8 protein-coding genes are annotated in these 14,981 nt (G+C 71.6%); 3 read left to right on the forward strand and 5 right to left on the reverse strand.

Going from position 1 to position 14,981, the window contains the following annotated elements; genetic code table 11:
• Positions 1–4: 4 nt before the first annotated feature.
• The 3 genes from ettA to FB470_RS03290 form a co-directional block, all read right to left on the reverse strand.
• Positions 5–1,681 (reverse strand): energy-dependent translational throttle protein EttA, encoded by a 1,677-nt coding sequence (gene ettA, locus FB470_RS03280; protein ID WP_306988616.1) that lies wholly within the window; start codon positions 1,679–1,681, stop codon positions 5–7.
• 632 nt (positions 1,682–2,313) lie between these two features.
• Positions 2,314–4,323, reverse strand: a complete 2,010-nt coding sequence (locus tag FB470_RS03285) for a cytochrome c oxidase assembly protein (RefSeq protein WP_306988618.1) — start codon at positions 4,321–4,323, stop codon at positions 2,314–2,316.
• 20 nt (positions 4,324–4,343) lie between these two features.
• Positions 4,344–5,525, reverse strand: coding sequence for an MFS transporter (locus tag FB470_RS03290; protein WP_306988620.1), 1,182 nt, complete (start codon positions 5,523–5,525; stop codon positions 4,344–4,346).
• 66 nt (positions 5,526–5,591) lie between these two features.
• On the opposite strand from FB470_RS03290, the gene FB470_RS03295 reads away from it, so the two are divergent.
• The gene (locus FB470_RS03295) at positions 5,592–6,665 is read left to right on the forward strand and encodes a LacI family DNA-binding transcriptional regulator (protein WP_306988622.1); all 1,074 of its coding nucleotides are present in this window, start codon (positions 5,592–5,594) and stop codon (positions 6,663–6,665) included.
• A 199-nt stretch (positions 6,666–6,864) separates the two neighbouring features.
• The gene (locus tag FB470_RS03300) at positions 6,865–7,257 is read left to right on the forward strand and encodes a peptidase inhibitor family I36 protein (protein ID WP_306988623.1); all 393 of its coding nucleotides are present in this window, start codon (positions 6,865–6,867) and stop codon (positions 7,255–7,257) included.
• A gap of 200 nt (positions 7,258–7,457) precedes the next feature.
• Here the strand turns inward: FB470_RS03300 and FB470_RS03305 are convergent, their stop codons facing one another.
• A complete protein-coding gene (locus FB470_RS03305; RefSeq protein WP_306988625.1) occupies positions 7,458–9,293 on the reverse strand; it encodes a glycoside hydrolase family 2 protein in 1,836 nt (611 codons plus the stop codon).
• A 926-nt stretch (positions 9,294–10,219) separates the two neighbouring features.
• Positions 10,220–10,960 (reverse strand): PP2C family protein-serine/threonine phosphatase, encoded by a 741-nt coding sequence (locus FB470_RS03310; protein WP_306988627.1) that lies wholly within the window; start codon positions 10,958–10,960, stop codon positions 10,220–10,222.
• Positions 10,961–11,038: 78 nt separating this feature from the next.
• Between FB470_RS03310 and FB470_RS03315 the strand changes: the two genes are divergently transcribed.
• Positions 11,039–14,161, forward strand: a complete 3,123-nt coding sequence (locus FB470_RS03315; protein ID WP_306988628.1) for a BTAD domain-containing putative transcriptional regulator — start codon at positions 11,039–11,041, stop codon at positions 14,159–14,161.
• Positions 14,162–14,981: the final 820 nt, after the last annotated feature.

Consider the following 14,981-nt stretch of genomic DNA (forward strand, 5'->3'; position numbering starts at 1 on the left):
CCGCTCAGTCGCGCGTCAGCTTGCGGTGTGTCACCCGGTGCGGCCGGGCCGCGTCCGGTCCGAGCCGCTCCACCTTGTTCTTCTCGTAGCCCTCGAAGTTGCCCTCGAACCAGAACCACTTGGCCGGGTTCTCGTCCGTGCCCTCCCACGCGAGGATGTGCGTCGCCACTCGGTCCAGGAACCACCGGTCGTGGGAGATGACCACGGCGCAGCCGGGGAACTGCTCCAGCGCGTTCTCCAGCGAGCCCAGGGTCTCCACGTCCAGGTCGTTCGTCGGCTCGTCCAGCAGGATCAGATTGCCGCCCTGCTTGAGGGTCAGGGCCAGGTTCAGCCGGTTGCGCTCACCACCGGAGAGCACGCCCGCCGGCTTCTGCTGGTCCGGGCCCTTGAAGCCGAAAGCGCTGACATACGCCCTGGACGGCATCTCGGTCTGCCCGACGTTGATGTAGTCGAGCCCGTCGGACACCACCTCCCACACCGTCTTCTTCGGGTCGATACCGGCCCGGTTCTGGTCTACATAGGACAGCTTGACCGTCTCACCGATCTTGACGTCGCCCTCGTCCGGCTTCTCGAGCCCGACGATGGTCTTGAACAGCGTCGTCTTACCGACACCGTTCGGGCCGATCACACCGACGATGCCGTTGCGCGGCAGCGTGAACGACAGGTCGTCGATCAGCACCCGCTCCTCGAAGCCCTTCTTCAGGTGCGAGACGTCGACGACCACGCTGCCCAGCCGCGGCCCCGGCGGGATCTGGATCTCCTCGAAGTCGAGCTTGCGGGTGCGCTCGGCCTCGGCGGCCATCTCCTCGTAGCGGTCGAGGCGGGCACGGGACTTGGTCTGGCGGGCCTTGGCGTTGGACCGCACCCAGTCCAGCTCGTTCTTGAGCCGCTTCGCCAGCTTCGCGTCCTTCTTGCCCTGGACCTCGAGGCGTTCCCGCTTCTTCTCCAGGTAGGTCGAGTAGTTGCCCTCGTACCCGACGACCCGGCCACGGTCGAGTTCCATGATCCACTGGGCGACGTTGTCCAGGAAGTACCGGTCGTGGGTGACCGCCAGGACGGCGCCGGGGTAGCTGGCCAGGAACTGCTCCAGCCAGAGCACGCTCTCGGCGTCCAGGTGGTTGGTGGGCTCGTCGAGCAGCAGCAGGTCGGGCTTCGACAGCAGCAGCTTGCACAGCGCCACCCGGCGGCGCTCACCACCGGACAGGTGCGTGACGGGCTCGTCCGGGGGCGGGCAGCGGAGCGCGTCCATCGCCTGCTCGAGCTGGGAGTCCAGCTCCCACGCGTCGGCGTGGTCGAGGTCCTCCTGGAGGCGCCCCATCTCCTCCATCAGCTCGTCGCTGTAGTCGGTGGCGAGCTGCTCGGCGATTTCGTTGAAGCGGTCGAGCTTCACCTTGATCTCGCCGAGGCCCTCCTCGACGTTGCCGCGCACCGTCTTGTCCTCGTTGAGCGGCGGCTCCTGCTGGAGGATGCCGACGGTGGCGCCCGGCTGCAGGAAGGCCTCGCCGTTGCTCGGCTGATCGAGTCCGGCCATGATCTTCAGCACGGTGGACTTGCCGGCACCGTTCGGACCCACGACGCCGATCTTGGCGCCCGGGTAGAACGCGGTGCTGACGTCATCGAGGATGACCTTGTCCCCGACGGTCTTGCGCACCTTTTTCATGGTGTAGATGAACTCGGCCATGCCCACGATCGTAGAGCCGTGTCACGCGCGACCGAACGCCGGTCACCATCCCACGACGGACCGTCAACCCCCGGTCACCGTGGAGAACAGGCGGCGCTCACGGCCCCCGCCCTCCACGCGGCCCGGGCGGAACCGGACGCCACCGACCCAACCGCACGTTCTCCTGCGCGCCGCCGGCGGCGCCGGAAGGGCCCGACGGCGTATCCCGGTGCCGCCAGGGAGGTTTCGATCGCGCCCACGAGCTACCGCGGCGCACCACGAAACTCTCGATGTCAACTTGAGCACGAGGCGCCCCCGTGGTCTCACCACCCCGGTCAAGCCGCACCGACCCGACGCGCGGTCCCCCGGACCACCCGCCGGCAACACACCTGTGCCGTCGGCCGAACCGGCGCCCGCCGCACCGATCGACCGCGGCCATCCGGCCACGCGTTCCGCCCCTGGTCATCACCGTCATCGCCGTCATCACCGGTACTCCTCGCCATCCGTTGTTCCGGCCTGACACCAGGGTGCCCGGAAGAACGACGATTCGGCGGACGAGGGCGAAAACCACCGAAATCTGTGGACAGTTTGGAGCGGTGTGGACAACTCGCGGCGAAAACCGGTCGTCACGGCGGAATTGTCGGTGCCGTGTGCTAAGTGCGCGGCTTGCCCTGTTCGGCCATCTGCTTGAGCATCGCGTTGTAGGCGGCAAGCTCCTGGTCGCCGCTCGCTTCTTCCCGCCGGTCCCGCCGCTTCGCCTCACGCGCGTCCGCCCGCGCCCACTGCACGAGCAACGCGATCAGCACCAGCAGCACCGGAACCTCTCCGGACGCCCAGGCGATGCCACCGCCGAGCCGCTGGTCGGCCAGCAGGTCGGAGACCCACGGCAGGTGCAGGCCGCGGTAGAAGTTGTCACCGATGATCGTCTGCTTCGACATCAGGATCACGCCGAAGAAGGCGTGGAACGGCATGGCGGCGAACATCATCCCGAGTCGCCCGAGGTGCGGGAGCCGCCGTGGAGCCGGGTCCACGCCGATCACCGGCCAGTAGAAGACGTAGCCCGCGAGGAGGAAGTGGGCGTTCATCAGAAGGTGTGCCCAGTGGTAGTTCAGGGCGGCGTCGAACAGACCGGAGAAGTACAGGGCGTAGAACGAGCCGACGAACAACACCAGCGCTACGACCGGATGGGTGAGAAGTCGTGAAACCGGCGAGTGCACCGCCGCCAGCAGCCATTCCCGCGGTCCGGGCGGAGCGTCCCGGCCGGCCACCGGCAGCGCGCGCAACGCGAGCGTCACCGGGCCGCCCAGCACGAACAGCACCGGCGCGATCATCGACAGGAGCATGTGGCTGCCCATGTGCACGCTGAACATCGCCGGCGAGTAGCGGCCGATGCCGGACGACGTCGCGATCAGCAGCACGAAACAGCCCACGGTCCACGAGACCGTCCGGCCCACGGGCCAGTCGACACCGTTGCGCCGCAGCCTCCGCACGCCCGCGAGGTAGAGGGCGGCCAGCACGATCGCCGCCGTGCCGTAGACGAGGTCGAACCGCCAGTCGAACAGCAGCCGCACGACGGTCGGCGGGCCGGACAGGTCGTAACCGACGAGGAGTTCCGTGGTCGAGGGCTGCGCGACGTCCTGCGGCGGCGGAGTGCGCCCGAGCGCGGTCGCGATCCCGATCGTGACGAACATGATCAGCACCTCGACCGCGGCCAGCCGCAGGAGCTGCCCGCCGCCCTGTCGGTCGGCCACCGCGCGCACGCCGCGGGAACGCTGCTGCTGCCCGAACACCCCGAGGACGAGCAACGCGGCGATCTTGGCCACCACGAGCAGGCCGTACTCGGTGGTGAACAGATCGGACACCGGCAGCCGGACCAGCGCGTTGATCACGCCGGACACGGCCATCACGATCCAGCAGACGAGCGCGAGCTTGGAGAAGCGCCGGGCGGCCAGCGCCAGGTTCTCGCCGCGCCGCCAGCCGAGAGCGAGCAGGGCGACCAGGCCGCCGACCCACAGGGACGCGGCGATCAAGTGGTAGAGCAGGCTGTTCGTCGCGAGGTCGTGGGACCCGCCGCTCGCGGAGTGCCCCGTCACGGCCACCGGGACCAGCCCGGCTACGGACAGGCCGAACAGCACGGCCGTCCAGCCCCAGGACAGCGCGAGACGGCAACCGAGCACCAACACCAGCGCGATCCCCGCCGTCCACAGCCAGGCCTTGGGCTGTTCGATCGCGTCGACCAGGTCGATGAGGACCTGGGGCGAGAACAGCTCGGTGACCGGCTTGCCCGCCCCGTCCGCGGCGGTGAACAGGACCGAGGCGAGTGCCGCGAAGAACCACACCCACGCGGCGACCCCCGCGGTGCGCAGGGCCGCGTAGCCGTCGGGCGCCAGCACACCCGACTTCTGCGGCGGCACGAGGAACGCCGCGAGCAGCAGGGAGCCGACGCAGACGACCGACGCCACGTCGGCGAGCACGCGGACCACGCCGACGCCGTACTGGGTGACGAGGCCGGGATCGGGCAGGCCGGCGACGAGGTAGGTGGCTCCGCCCGTCATCGCGAGCAGCGCGACGGCCACCACCGCGGCCAGCAACCCGCACACCAGCAGCAGCGGGAGGACGCTCACCCGGCGCCGGGTGACGGTCTCGGGAGCTTCGGAGGGCACGTGTCGAGGGTAGGCCTGCCTCAGACGGGCAGCTCGGCAGCGGTCCGTTCACGGTGACGTGCGCGACTCGCGCCGACCGCGGCGGGGGCGATGAGGGCTGCCAGAACCGCGACCAGCACAAACGAAGCGGACAGGGAGGTCGCCTGTGCGATACCGCCGATCAGGGGCGGACCGGCCAGGAAACCGGTGTAGGCGACGGTCGTGACGAACGCGATCTCCCGCTCGCCCCCGCTGCCGTCGGCGCGCTCGCCGGCCTCACCGGCCAGGCTGAGCGCGACGGGGAACGCGGCCGCGAGCCCCATGCCGGCCAGGACGAACCCGGCGAACGCGACTCCGGCGACCGGCACGACCGCGGACATCAGCAGACCGGTTCCGGCCACGACAGCTCCGATCACGAGAGTGCGCGTCGCGCCGAGCCGGCGTTGCATCCACGCGCTGCCCAGGCGCGTGACGGCCATCGCCAGCGAGAACGCGGTGAAGGCGAGGGCGGCCGCGCCCTGCCCCGCGCCGTGCTCGGTGACCAGCAGCAGTGCTGACCAGTCCGAGCTGGCCCCCTCGGCGACCGCGGAGCACAACGGCACCACCGCGAGCAGCCAGAGGACGGGCCGCCTCGCCGTGCGGGTCTTTCGGACGGGTTGGCCGGACCGCGGGACCGCGCGCGGCAGCCCGCGGTAGACCGCAACCATCGCCAGCGCCGTCACCACAGCGGCAACGACGAAGTGGCGCGTCGGGGACCAGTGCTGGGCAGCGGCGAGACCGGCCGCGGCAGAGGCGATCAACCCGCCGAAGCTGAACCCGGCGTGGAACACCGGCATGATCGCCTTGCCCGTGCGGCGTTCGACGCTGACGCCGCCGATGTTCATCGCCACGTCCAGCGCCCCGTTGGCGAAGCCGATCCCGAACAGGGCGGCGGCCAGCCACGCGACCGAGCCGACCAATCCTGCCAGGGGCAGTACGACGCAGGACAGCAGGGTGGCCGCGAGCACGACGGCCCGCGCGCCGAACCGCTCCGACAGCCGCCCGGACAGCGGCGCCGCCAGGAGCAGCCCGGCAGTGCCGCCGAGCAGGGCGAGCCCCAGCGCGCCCGGGCTCGCCCCGACCTGCTCCGCGAGTGCGGGCACGCGCGGCGCCCACGACCCGTACACCGCGCCGTTGAGCGCGAAGACCACGAACACCGCTACCCGGTCGCTGACCACGATCACCCGTCCCACAATGACTTAAGCGCTTCAGAACGTCAACCGGATCTCGGACCGGTTTAGACTGCGCCGATGACCGGTACCCGTCGGCGCCGACCGACGCTCGACGACGTCGCCAGCGCGGTGGGCGTCTCCCGGGCAACGGTGTCCAACGCGTACAACCGACCCGACCAGCTCTCCGCCGAGCTGCGGGACGAGGTCCTGCGGGTCGCGAAACAGCTCGGCTACACCGGTCCGAACCCCGTCGCCCGCAGCCTCGCCACACAGCGCTCCGGTGCGATCGCGTTCATGCTCGACACCGGGTTGTCCGCGGCCTTTTCCGATCCGGCGCTGTCGATCACGCTCGACGCGCTGGCGAGCCGCGTCGACCCCGAGGGGCATGCCCTTCTGCTCCTGCCGGGCGGCGACGACGGCGGGCCGCGGGCGGACCGGGTGCTGGCGGCACAGGCCGACCTCGCGGTCGCGTACTCCCTGGCCGACCACGCCCCCGCGCTCCGGGCGGTCAAGCAGCGCGGGCTGCCCCTGGTGGTGATCGACCAGCCGATCGTGCCCGGCGCGGCACGGGTGTCGACGGACGACCGCGGTGGCGCGACGGCCGCGGCCCGGCACCTCCTGGAACTCGGACACCGGCGGTTCGCGATCCTGTCCGCCCAATGCCTGTCCGAGCCGCGGGGCGGCCCCTTGACCGCCGGCGAAGCGGCGAAGAGCCGGTTCCTCGACAATCGGGAACGGCTCGCGGGATACCTGGAAACGCTGGCCGGAGCGGGCATCGATCCGGACGCGGTGCCGATCTGGGAGGTCTCCGGGCTGTCGCGGGAGGCGGCGATGCCCGGCGCGGCCCGGCTGCTGGACCGGGAACCCACCGCGCTGCTGTGCATGTCGGACGAGCTCGCGCTCGCCGCCCTGGCCGTGGCGCGGCAGCGCGGCCTGCGCGTGCCGGAGGACCTGTCGATCGTCGGATTCGACGACACGCCACCGGCCGCGTGGTCGGACCCACCGCTGACCACGGTGCGGCAGGACCTGGTGCGCAAGGGACAGCTGGCCGGCGAGCTGGCGTTGCTGTTGCTCGCCGGGCGGCGCGCGCCGAAGGCGACCACATTGGACGTCGAACTCGTGGTGCGCGGTTCCACGGGTCCCGCGAAATAGCAGAGAATTCACGCGTCCGGCAAGAACGTGTTCGCGAACCTGTGGACAAGTCCGTTCACGCACGCCCGATCGAGTTAACGGAACCTACTTATCCACAGAAGTAGAAATGCCTGCTGACAGCCTCGCCCGGAGCGGCCATTGTGGAACCCGGACCGCGGGAGTGCGGTCCCCACAGGGAAACTCACAGGGGAGATCAGAGATGTTCGGCATTCTCGGGAGAACTCGCGCGTACCTGCCCAAGGCGCTCGTCCTGGCCGCGCTGGGACTGCTGGCGGCCGGAGGTGTCGCCGAGGCGGAACCCACTCCGCCGACCGGTAACGGGTGCGAGCAGGGCGAGTTCTGCGCGTGGTCGGGAGACTTCTACGGGGGCACGGTGCAGATGCTCGACCTCCGCACGGCCAATCCCGGCGAGTGCATCCCGCTCGGCGGCGATGCCCGGTCTTTCGTCAACCGGCTGGACCGCGAGGTGACCGTGTACCAGGGCGAGGACTGCTCCACCGAGGGGGACTTCACGACGTACCCCGGCGGCGGGACGTTCGTACCGCACGCCCCGTTCATCGTGCGGGCGATCCAGATCTGGGACAACAACTGACATCGCCCCGCCACAGTCGAGACCGGCGTCCGCTCGCTCCTGGGGACACGTGAGTCCGGGCGGGCGGCGGTCGGGAATCGCTTTCCCGCAGCGGTTCCCGCCCACGGGCGCGCCGAGGCACACGGCGCGCCCGTGGGTTCTCCCAAGCCGCCTGTCGACGCGGCCGGATGTCAGTCAGTCGCGCGAGGGCGGCTGACTGATCAACTCCGGTCCCGGTAGGCGTTGAGGTCCTCCGGAGGGTTGGCGGCGGCGGGACGGCTGAGCACGGCCCGGATGCGTGCCGGGTCGACCTTCGGACGGCGATCGGCGGTGAGCAGGCCGTTGCGTTCCTGCTCGGTATCGGTCAGCTGCGTGTAGCAGAAGCCGGCGAGGGCGGGTGAGGTCAGGACAGCGGTGACGAGTTCCTCCAGGCGCGCCACCAGGTCGTCGTCATCGACAACCGTCGAATAGCCGAACCACTTCTCGCCTTCGGCGGGCACGTGGGAAAGGCCGCCGAACTCGGTCAGCATGATCGGACGGACGGGTTCGGCGTGGGGGTCGATGTCGCCGAGCAGGAGGCGGCGGCCGCCTGGCCGGCCGGTGGACAGGGTACCGTGCAGCGCCTCGGCGTCACCGTAGCGAATGGACAGAGCGGACCCGGTCGGCGCGTAGTCATGCACCCCGACGATGTCGGCCTCCGGGATCTCCCAGCCGTCGTTGCCGATGACGGGCCGCGTGGGGTCGATGCTCTTGGTGAGGTGGTACAGGGATCGGACGAAGTGAACCTGTGCGGGCTCGGTGGCGATGTCGGGCACGCCCCAGCTTTCGTTGACCGGCACCCAGGTGACGATGCTGGGGTGGCTGCGGTCCCGGCGCAGGATCTCCAGCCATTCCCAGGTGAGCCGTTCGACGGCTTCGGGTGCGAACTCGTAGGCGTTCGCGGTCTCGCCCCAGACCAGGAGGCCGAGCCGGTCGCACCAGAAGAGGAACCGCGGATCCTCGGCCTTCTGGTGCACGCGCACGCCGGTGAAGCCCAGTTCCTTGGCGAGTTCGACTTCGTGGCGCAACGCGACAGCATCGGGGGCGGCGAGGTGTGACTGCGGCCAGTAGCCCTGCTCGAGCACCATGCGCGGGTAGTACGGGACGTGATTGAGGAGGAAGCGACCATCGGCCACGCCGACCTCGCGCAGGCCCAGGTAGCTGGACACGACATCGGAAGGCGCCTCGGCGGCGTGCAGTTCGACGGCGGCGTCCACCAGCACCGGGTGCTCCGGGGACCACAGCAGCCGGGAACGGTCCGGTCCGTGTCGCAGCGCGGGCACCGCAACATCGAACCGGAACCGGCGCCGGTCGACACGCACCGATTGCTCGGCGAGGATTTCGTCGCCGAGGCGCAACACCACGCGGACGGTGACCGCTTCACCTGGTGCGACGGAGAATTCGCCCTCGCAGACGACGGATGCCCGGGCGATGTCGGTCGTCCAGTGCAGTTCGCGGAGGTGCAGGGCAGGCACGACCTCCGCCCAGACCGGTTGCCAGATCCCGGTGGTACGGTGGTACCAGATGTCGTGCGGCTCGCGGTGCCAGTCCTGTTTGCCCCGGGGCTGGGTGCCCTCGTCCGCGCGGTCCTCGGCCCGCAGGACGATCACCTGTGGACCGTCGGCCCCCAGTGCCTGCGTGATGTCGAAGGAGAACGGTGTCTGTCCACCGGTGTGGCTGCCCAGGTGGATTCCGTTGACCCACACGGAAGCCGCGTAGTCGACCGCGGCGAAGTGGAGGATCAGGCGGTGGCCGGGCGGGATCGGCGGGGTGTCGACCTCGCGCCGGTACCAGACCACACCGTGTGGTCCGGGCTCGTGCACGCCGGAGAGTTCCGACTCCGGTGGGTACGGGACGGTGATGGTGCGATCGAAGGCGTCCGGCTTGGTGAACCACTGGCCGGCGAGGCCGCGATCGTCGTCGTCGAAGGCGAAACCCCACTCGCCGTCCAGCTCGAACCACTCCGAGCGGACGAGCTGCGGTCGTGGGCAGAGGCGGTCCGGGTCGGCGGCGATCATGACAAAACCCTACGACAGGAAGGAGGATTGGGCATCGAACTGTGAGCTGCTGGCTTCGGCGTCGTGACTGCCGGGTCGGCCTGGTGCCGGGCACCGACAGGACTCCCGGCGGCGCGGTAATCACCCGGCGGGCCCGCGGCCGGCCACCTCCCGCGCTCTCCCGTTTGGGACGACCCGAAAGGGGTGATCCGGTGTCCCAGCACCAGGTTTCACGTGAGGTGTGGCGCGCTTTCCTCGCGCAGCAGGGCGATGGTGGAACCATCACCGCGACCCGTGATGCGGGTGATGCCGTTCGGCGCCCTGGTCGAACTTCTGTCGCGGGTCCCCGGGCTGCTGCCGCGGCCCGCCTAGACGGAAGTCGAGCCCGGCTCGCCTATCGAGGTCCGCATCGCGAACCGTCGAGAACCGTCGTGTGAGCGTGGTTCCCGCCTGATGGCGGAGTGCGGGGGCAGAACGGCGCGAGCTCGGCCGGACGGGCCGTTCGGCGGGAGGTGAGGCCGCCGCCTGCCAGCAGGCCTCGCAGCACTCCTTGCGGCGCTCCCGGCGCACCTTGCCGCGCACGGTGCGACAGCCGCGCCGCATACGTTGCGGCGCACCTCGCCACGCTCGCCACACATGTGGCGCCATACCTGCCTGCCGATCGTCGCGGCGCACCGCCCCACGCCACGCGGCGCACCTTCACGCGCACGATGCGGCAGCCTTGCCGCTGCGCCGCACGATGCGGCAACTTCGCCGCGGCGCACCTCGCCTCGCTCGCCACACATGTGGCGGCATACCTTCCTGCCGATCGTCGCGGCGCACCGCCCTATGCCACGCGGCACGCCGCCCCACGCCACGCGGCGCAGCTTGCCGCGCACACTGCGGCAACTTCGCCGCGCACCTGGCGCGGCGCGCGCCGCGCAGCACCGGGGGCGAGTGCCGGGGCGTCAGCCCTGCCTGACGTCCACTACGACGCAGCTGATGTTGTCCGGGCCGCCGCCGGCGTTGGCCAGCTCCACCAGCCGCTGCACGGCCGCCTGCGGCTCCGCCACGGTCGCCAGGACCTCCGTCAGCGCCGGGGGCGGCACCACGTCCGACAGCCCGTCCGAGCAGATCAGGTACCGGTCGCCGGGCTGGGCATCCAGCACGAAGAGGTCCGGCTCGGGCTCGCCGGCGCCCTGCAGGGCACGCGTCAGCACCGACCGCTGGGGGTGGCTCCCCGCCAGCTCCGGGGAGATCCGCCCCTGGTCCACCAGCTCCTGGACCACAGTGTGGTCCCGCGTCACCTGCACCAGCTCGCCGTCCCGGAGCCGGTAGGCACGCGAATCACCGACGTGCGCCACCGCGAACGACGCGCCGTCCCACGCCAGCACGGTCAGCGTGGTCCCCATGCCCTGCAGCCCGCTGTCCTCTTCGACCAGCGCGCGCAACCGCCGCCCGGCGTCGGACACCGCGGCGGCCAGCGCCTCCACGTCGGGCTTGCCGGACTCGGCCGCCAGCCGCTCGTCCAGCGCGGCGACGGCCGCGATCGCGCCCGAGCTGGCGACCTCACCGGCCACATGACCACCCATCCCGTCGGCAACGGCGAGCAGACGGGGACTCGTGAACACCGAGTCCTCGTTCGCTTCGCGTCGCTGCCCGACGTCGGAAGCCACGGCGTAGGAAATCGTCAGCGGCCCAGGTTCCATACCTGAAGTAAAGCAGCGGCCCTCGAACCGCGGCACAGCCTCACCCCGTCCGGGGCCCCATGCGCCACAATCGGCAGCGTGTGGTTCGCCATCCTGGGTCCCGTCGAGGCGCGGTCCGCGGCCGGGAACCCGGTGCCCCTCGGCGGGCCGCGGCCCCGGTCCCTCCTCGCCCTCCTGCTGCTCGACGCCGGTCGCGTCGTCGGCACCGAACGCCTCATCGACGGCCTCTACGGCGACCAGCCACCCGGCGACGCGGCCAACGCGCTGCAGGCCCAGGTGTCCCGGCTCCGCCGCAAACTGGGCGACGAGGCCCGCATCGAATCCAACCCCGCCGGCTACCGGCTCGCGATCGAACCCGACCACGTCGACGTCCACCGGTTCACGCGGCTCGCCCGCGACGGCCGGGACGCCCTCGACCGGAACGAGCACGCCCGCGCCGCGAAACTCCTGCGCGACGCCCTCGCCCTCTGGCGCGGCCCGGCACTGGCCGACGTGCGCGAAGCACCCTTCGCGGAGGCGCACGCCGTCCGCCTGGACGAACTGCGCACCACAGCCATCGAGGACCGCGCCGAAGCCGACCTCGCCCTCGGCGAATCCCGCGCGATCATCGGCGAGCTCACCGACCTGTGCGCTGCCCACCCACTCCGCGAACGGCTGCGCGTGCTGCTCATGCGCGCACTCGCCGCCAACGGCCGCCAAGCCGAAGCGCTCACCGTCTTCGAAGACGCCCGCCGCACACTCGCCGACGAACTCGGCGCCGACCCGTCCCCCGAACTCGCCGCCGCCCACCTCACGGTGCTGCGCGCCGAGGCGCCCCCCGAACCGCCGCGCCTGCCCGGCCAGCTCACCAGCTTCATCGGCCGCGAACCCGAACTGGCGCGGATCGCGGCCCTTCTCGACAGCAACCGGCTGGTCACACTCGCCGGCCCGGGTGGCGCGGGGAAGACCCGGCTGTCCATCGAGACCGGCGCCCGCCAGCAAGGCGAGGCCTGCTTCGTCGACCTCTCCCCCGTCACGAGCGGCGGCGACGTCGCTCAGGCCGTGCTCACCGCGCTCGGCCTGCGGGAGACCGCCCTGTTCGCCTCCCCGGGCGCGTCCCCGGACCCGGTCGGCCGGATCGAGGTGGCGCTCACCGGCCGGCGGATGCTGCTGATCTTCGACAACTGCGAGCACGTCATCGCCGACGCCGCGAAGCTCGTCCACCGCTTGCTGGCGTCCTGCCCCGGCCTGCGGGTGCTCGCCACCAGCCGCGAGCCGCTGGGCATCACCGGCGAAGCGCTGTGCCCCGTCCCGCCCCTGGCGCTCCCCCCGCCCGGCACCGGCTCCGCGGATGCCACGACCTACCCCTCGGTGCGGTTGTTCGCCGACCGCGCCGCCGCCGCGCGAGCGGATTTCCGGCTCGACGACGACGCGGTCCAGCGCGTGCTCCGGATCTGCACCGCACTCGACGGGATGCCCCTGGCCATCGAGCTGGCCGCGGCGCGGCTGCGGACCCTGTCGCTGGACCAGCTCGAAGCCCGCCTCGACGACCGGTTCCGCCTGTTGTCCAAAGGCAGCCGCACCGCGGCGCCCCGGCACCAGACGCTGCACGCCGTCGTGGAGTGGAGCTGGGACCTCCTCGACCCGGACGAACAGGACCTGGCCCGGCGGCTGGCCGTCTTCGCCGGCGGTGCCACCGCCGAGGCGGTCGCGCGCGTGTGCGGACTGTCCGAACCGGACGCCGAGGACCTGCTCGACAACCTTGTCGACAAGTCGCTCGTCGAGTACTCCGGGGGGCGGTACCGCATGCTGGAGACGATCCGGGCGTTCAGCGCGCAACGGCTCGACGAATCCGGCGAACGGGACAGGCTGGACCGGGCACACGCCGAGTACTTCCTCACCTTGGCCCGGACCGCGGACTCGTTCCTGCGCCGCGCCGAGCAGGTCGACTGGCTCGCGCGGCTGTCCGCCGAGCGGGCGAACCTGAACGCCGCGTTGCGCTGGGCGGTCGACGCGGACACCCGGCTGGCGCTGCGGCTCGTCGGGGCGCTCTCGTCGTACTGGCGGATGCAGGGGGTGCGCAGCGAGATCGGGCCGGTCGCCGCCCGGTTGCTGGCGAAACTGCCGCCGGAACCGCCCGACGACCTGGCGGAGGAGTACGCGCTGTGCGTGCTCAACGCCGCGCCGGCCAACCCGCCGGGCCTGGCCGGGCACCTGCGGCGGGTCGAGTCGATCATGGCTTCGCTGACGTGGCCGCTGCGCCAGCCCTACCTGCTCGTGTACTGGGCGCTGTTCGCCGGCCCGCCGGACCCGGCGCACGAGCCGAGCGACCTGGAACGGGCGATGTTCGACGGCGACCCGTGGTTCCAGGCGCTGGGGTACTTCTCGATGAGCTACCTCCGCCTCTACAACGGAGAGCCGGCTGCGGCTGAGGAGGCGTTCGTCCGGTCGCTCGAGCTGTTCCGGGAGCTCGGCGACCGGTGGGGCGTCGCCCAGGTGCTGGACGGGCTGGCAGCGGCCGCCGACCTGCGGGGCGACCGGGCCACCTCGCTCGCGCTGCTCGACGAGGCGATCGAACTGCTCAAACAGCTCAACGCGACGGAGGAGCTGGCCGAACTGTGGTACCGGCGGGCCGACCGGCTGCTGCGCGACGGCGACCTGACCGACGCCGAGGCCGGGTACCGTCGTGCGGCGGATCTGGCCCGGCGGGCGGGCGCCCGGACGGTGCTCGCTCACGCGGACCGCGGGTTCGGCGAGCTGGCGCGGCGGCGGGGTGACCTCGCGGAGGCGCGGGCGCACTACGAGCGCGCGCTGGGCGCGCTGGGAGCGGACTGGCAGAGCGAGGCCGCGGGCGCCCAGATCCTGACGGGGCTGGGACGTCTCGCGGAGGCCGAGGGCGACCTGACGCGCGCGCGGACGCAGCACCGGCAGGCGCTGGACGTGACATTGGCACAGCACTTCCGGACGAACGTCGCGGACGCCGTCGAGGGGCTGGCGGGGGTGACGCTGCTCGACGGCGAGCCCGGGGAGGCCGCCGAGCTGCTCGGGATGGCGGTCGCGCTGCGCGGCACGGCCCATCCGGGTGACCAGGACGTGGCGGGCGTCGCGGCCGGCTGCCAGAAGCTCCTCGGCGCCGACGCGTTCGCCGACGCGTACGACCACGGCGCGGCGATGCCCGCCGAGGAGATCATCGCGCGCCTGCGTGCACCGCGGGAGGCGTAGCCGGGGCAGCGTGGCAGGAGTTCCCGGCGCCGCGAGCGTGGCAGCGACGAGAGCGCCCGAGTCACGGGGGCCGGGCTACCGCACGCGCGCAATGCGGCACGCGCCGCACAAGCAACCCAGACACCGCGAACACGACACGCGCGGCAGCGACGAGAACACCCAGGCCTCTGCGCCCGGTACCGCACGCACACCGGGCGACACCCGCCCCACAAGCAACCCAGACACCGCGGAGCACGACACGCGCGGCAGCGACGAGAACATCCAGGCCGCGTCGCCGGGGTAACGCACGCACATTGCGACACCTGCCGCACAAACAACCCAGACACCGCGAGCACGGCACGCGCGGCCGCGACGAGAACACCAGGCCGCTGCGCCCGGGGTACCGCACGCGCACCGGGCGACACCTGCCGCACAAGCAACCCGGGCACCGCGAGCACGGGCAGGCGTGGCACGACGAGAGCGCCCAAGTCGCGTTGCCCAGGTACCGCACCCGCACCGCGCCACACCAGCCGCACAAACAACCCAGCCACCGCGGAGCACGGCACGCGCGGCAGCGACGAGAGCATCCAGGCCGCGTCGCCGGGGTAACGCCGCACACTGTGCGACACCTGCCGCACAAGCAACCCGGGCACCGGTAGCACAGCAGCGACGAGAGCGCCCAAGTCGCGTTGCCCAGGTACCGCACCCGCACCGCGCCACACCCGCCACACAAACAACCCAGCCACCGCGGAGCACGGCACGCGCGGCAGCGACGAGAACACCAGGCCGCTGCGCCCGGGTACCGCACGCGCACCGCGCCACACCCGCCCCACAAACAACC

This window comes from Amycolatopsis thermophila, from assembly GCF_030814215.1.
Lineage (GTDB): Bacteria > Actinomycetota > Actinomycetes > Mycobacteriales > Pseudonocardiaceae > Amycolatopsis_E > Amycolatopsis_E thermophila.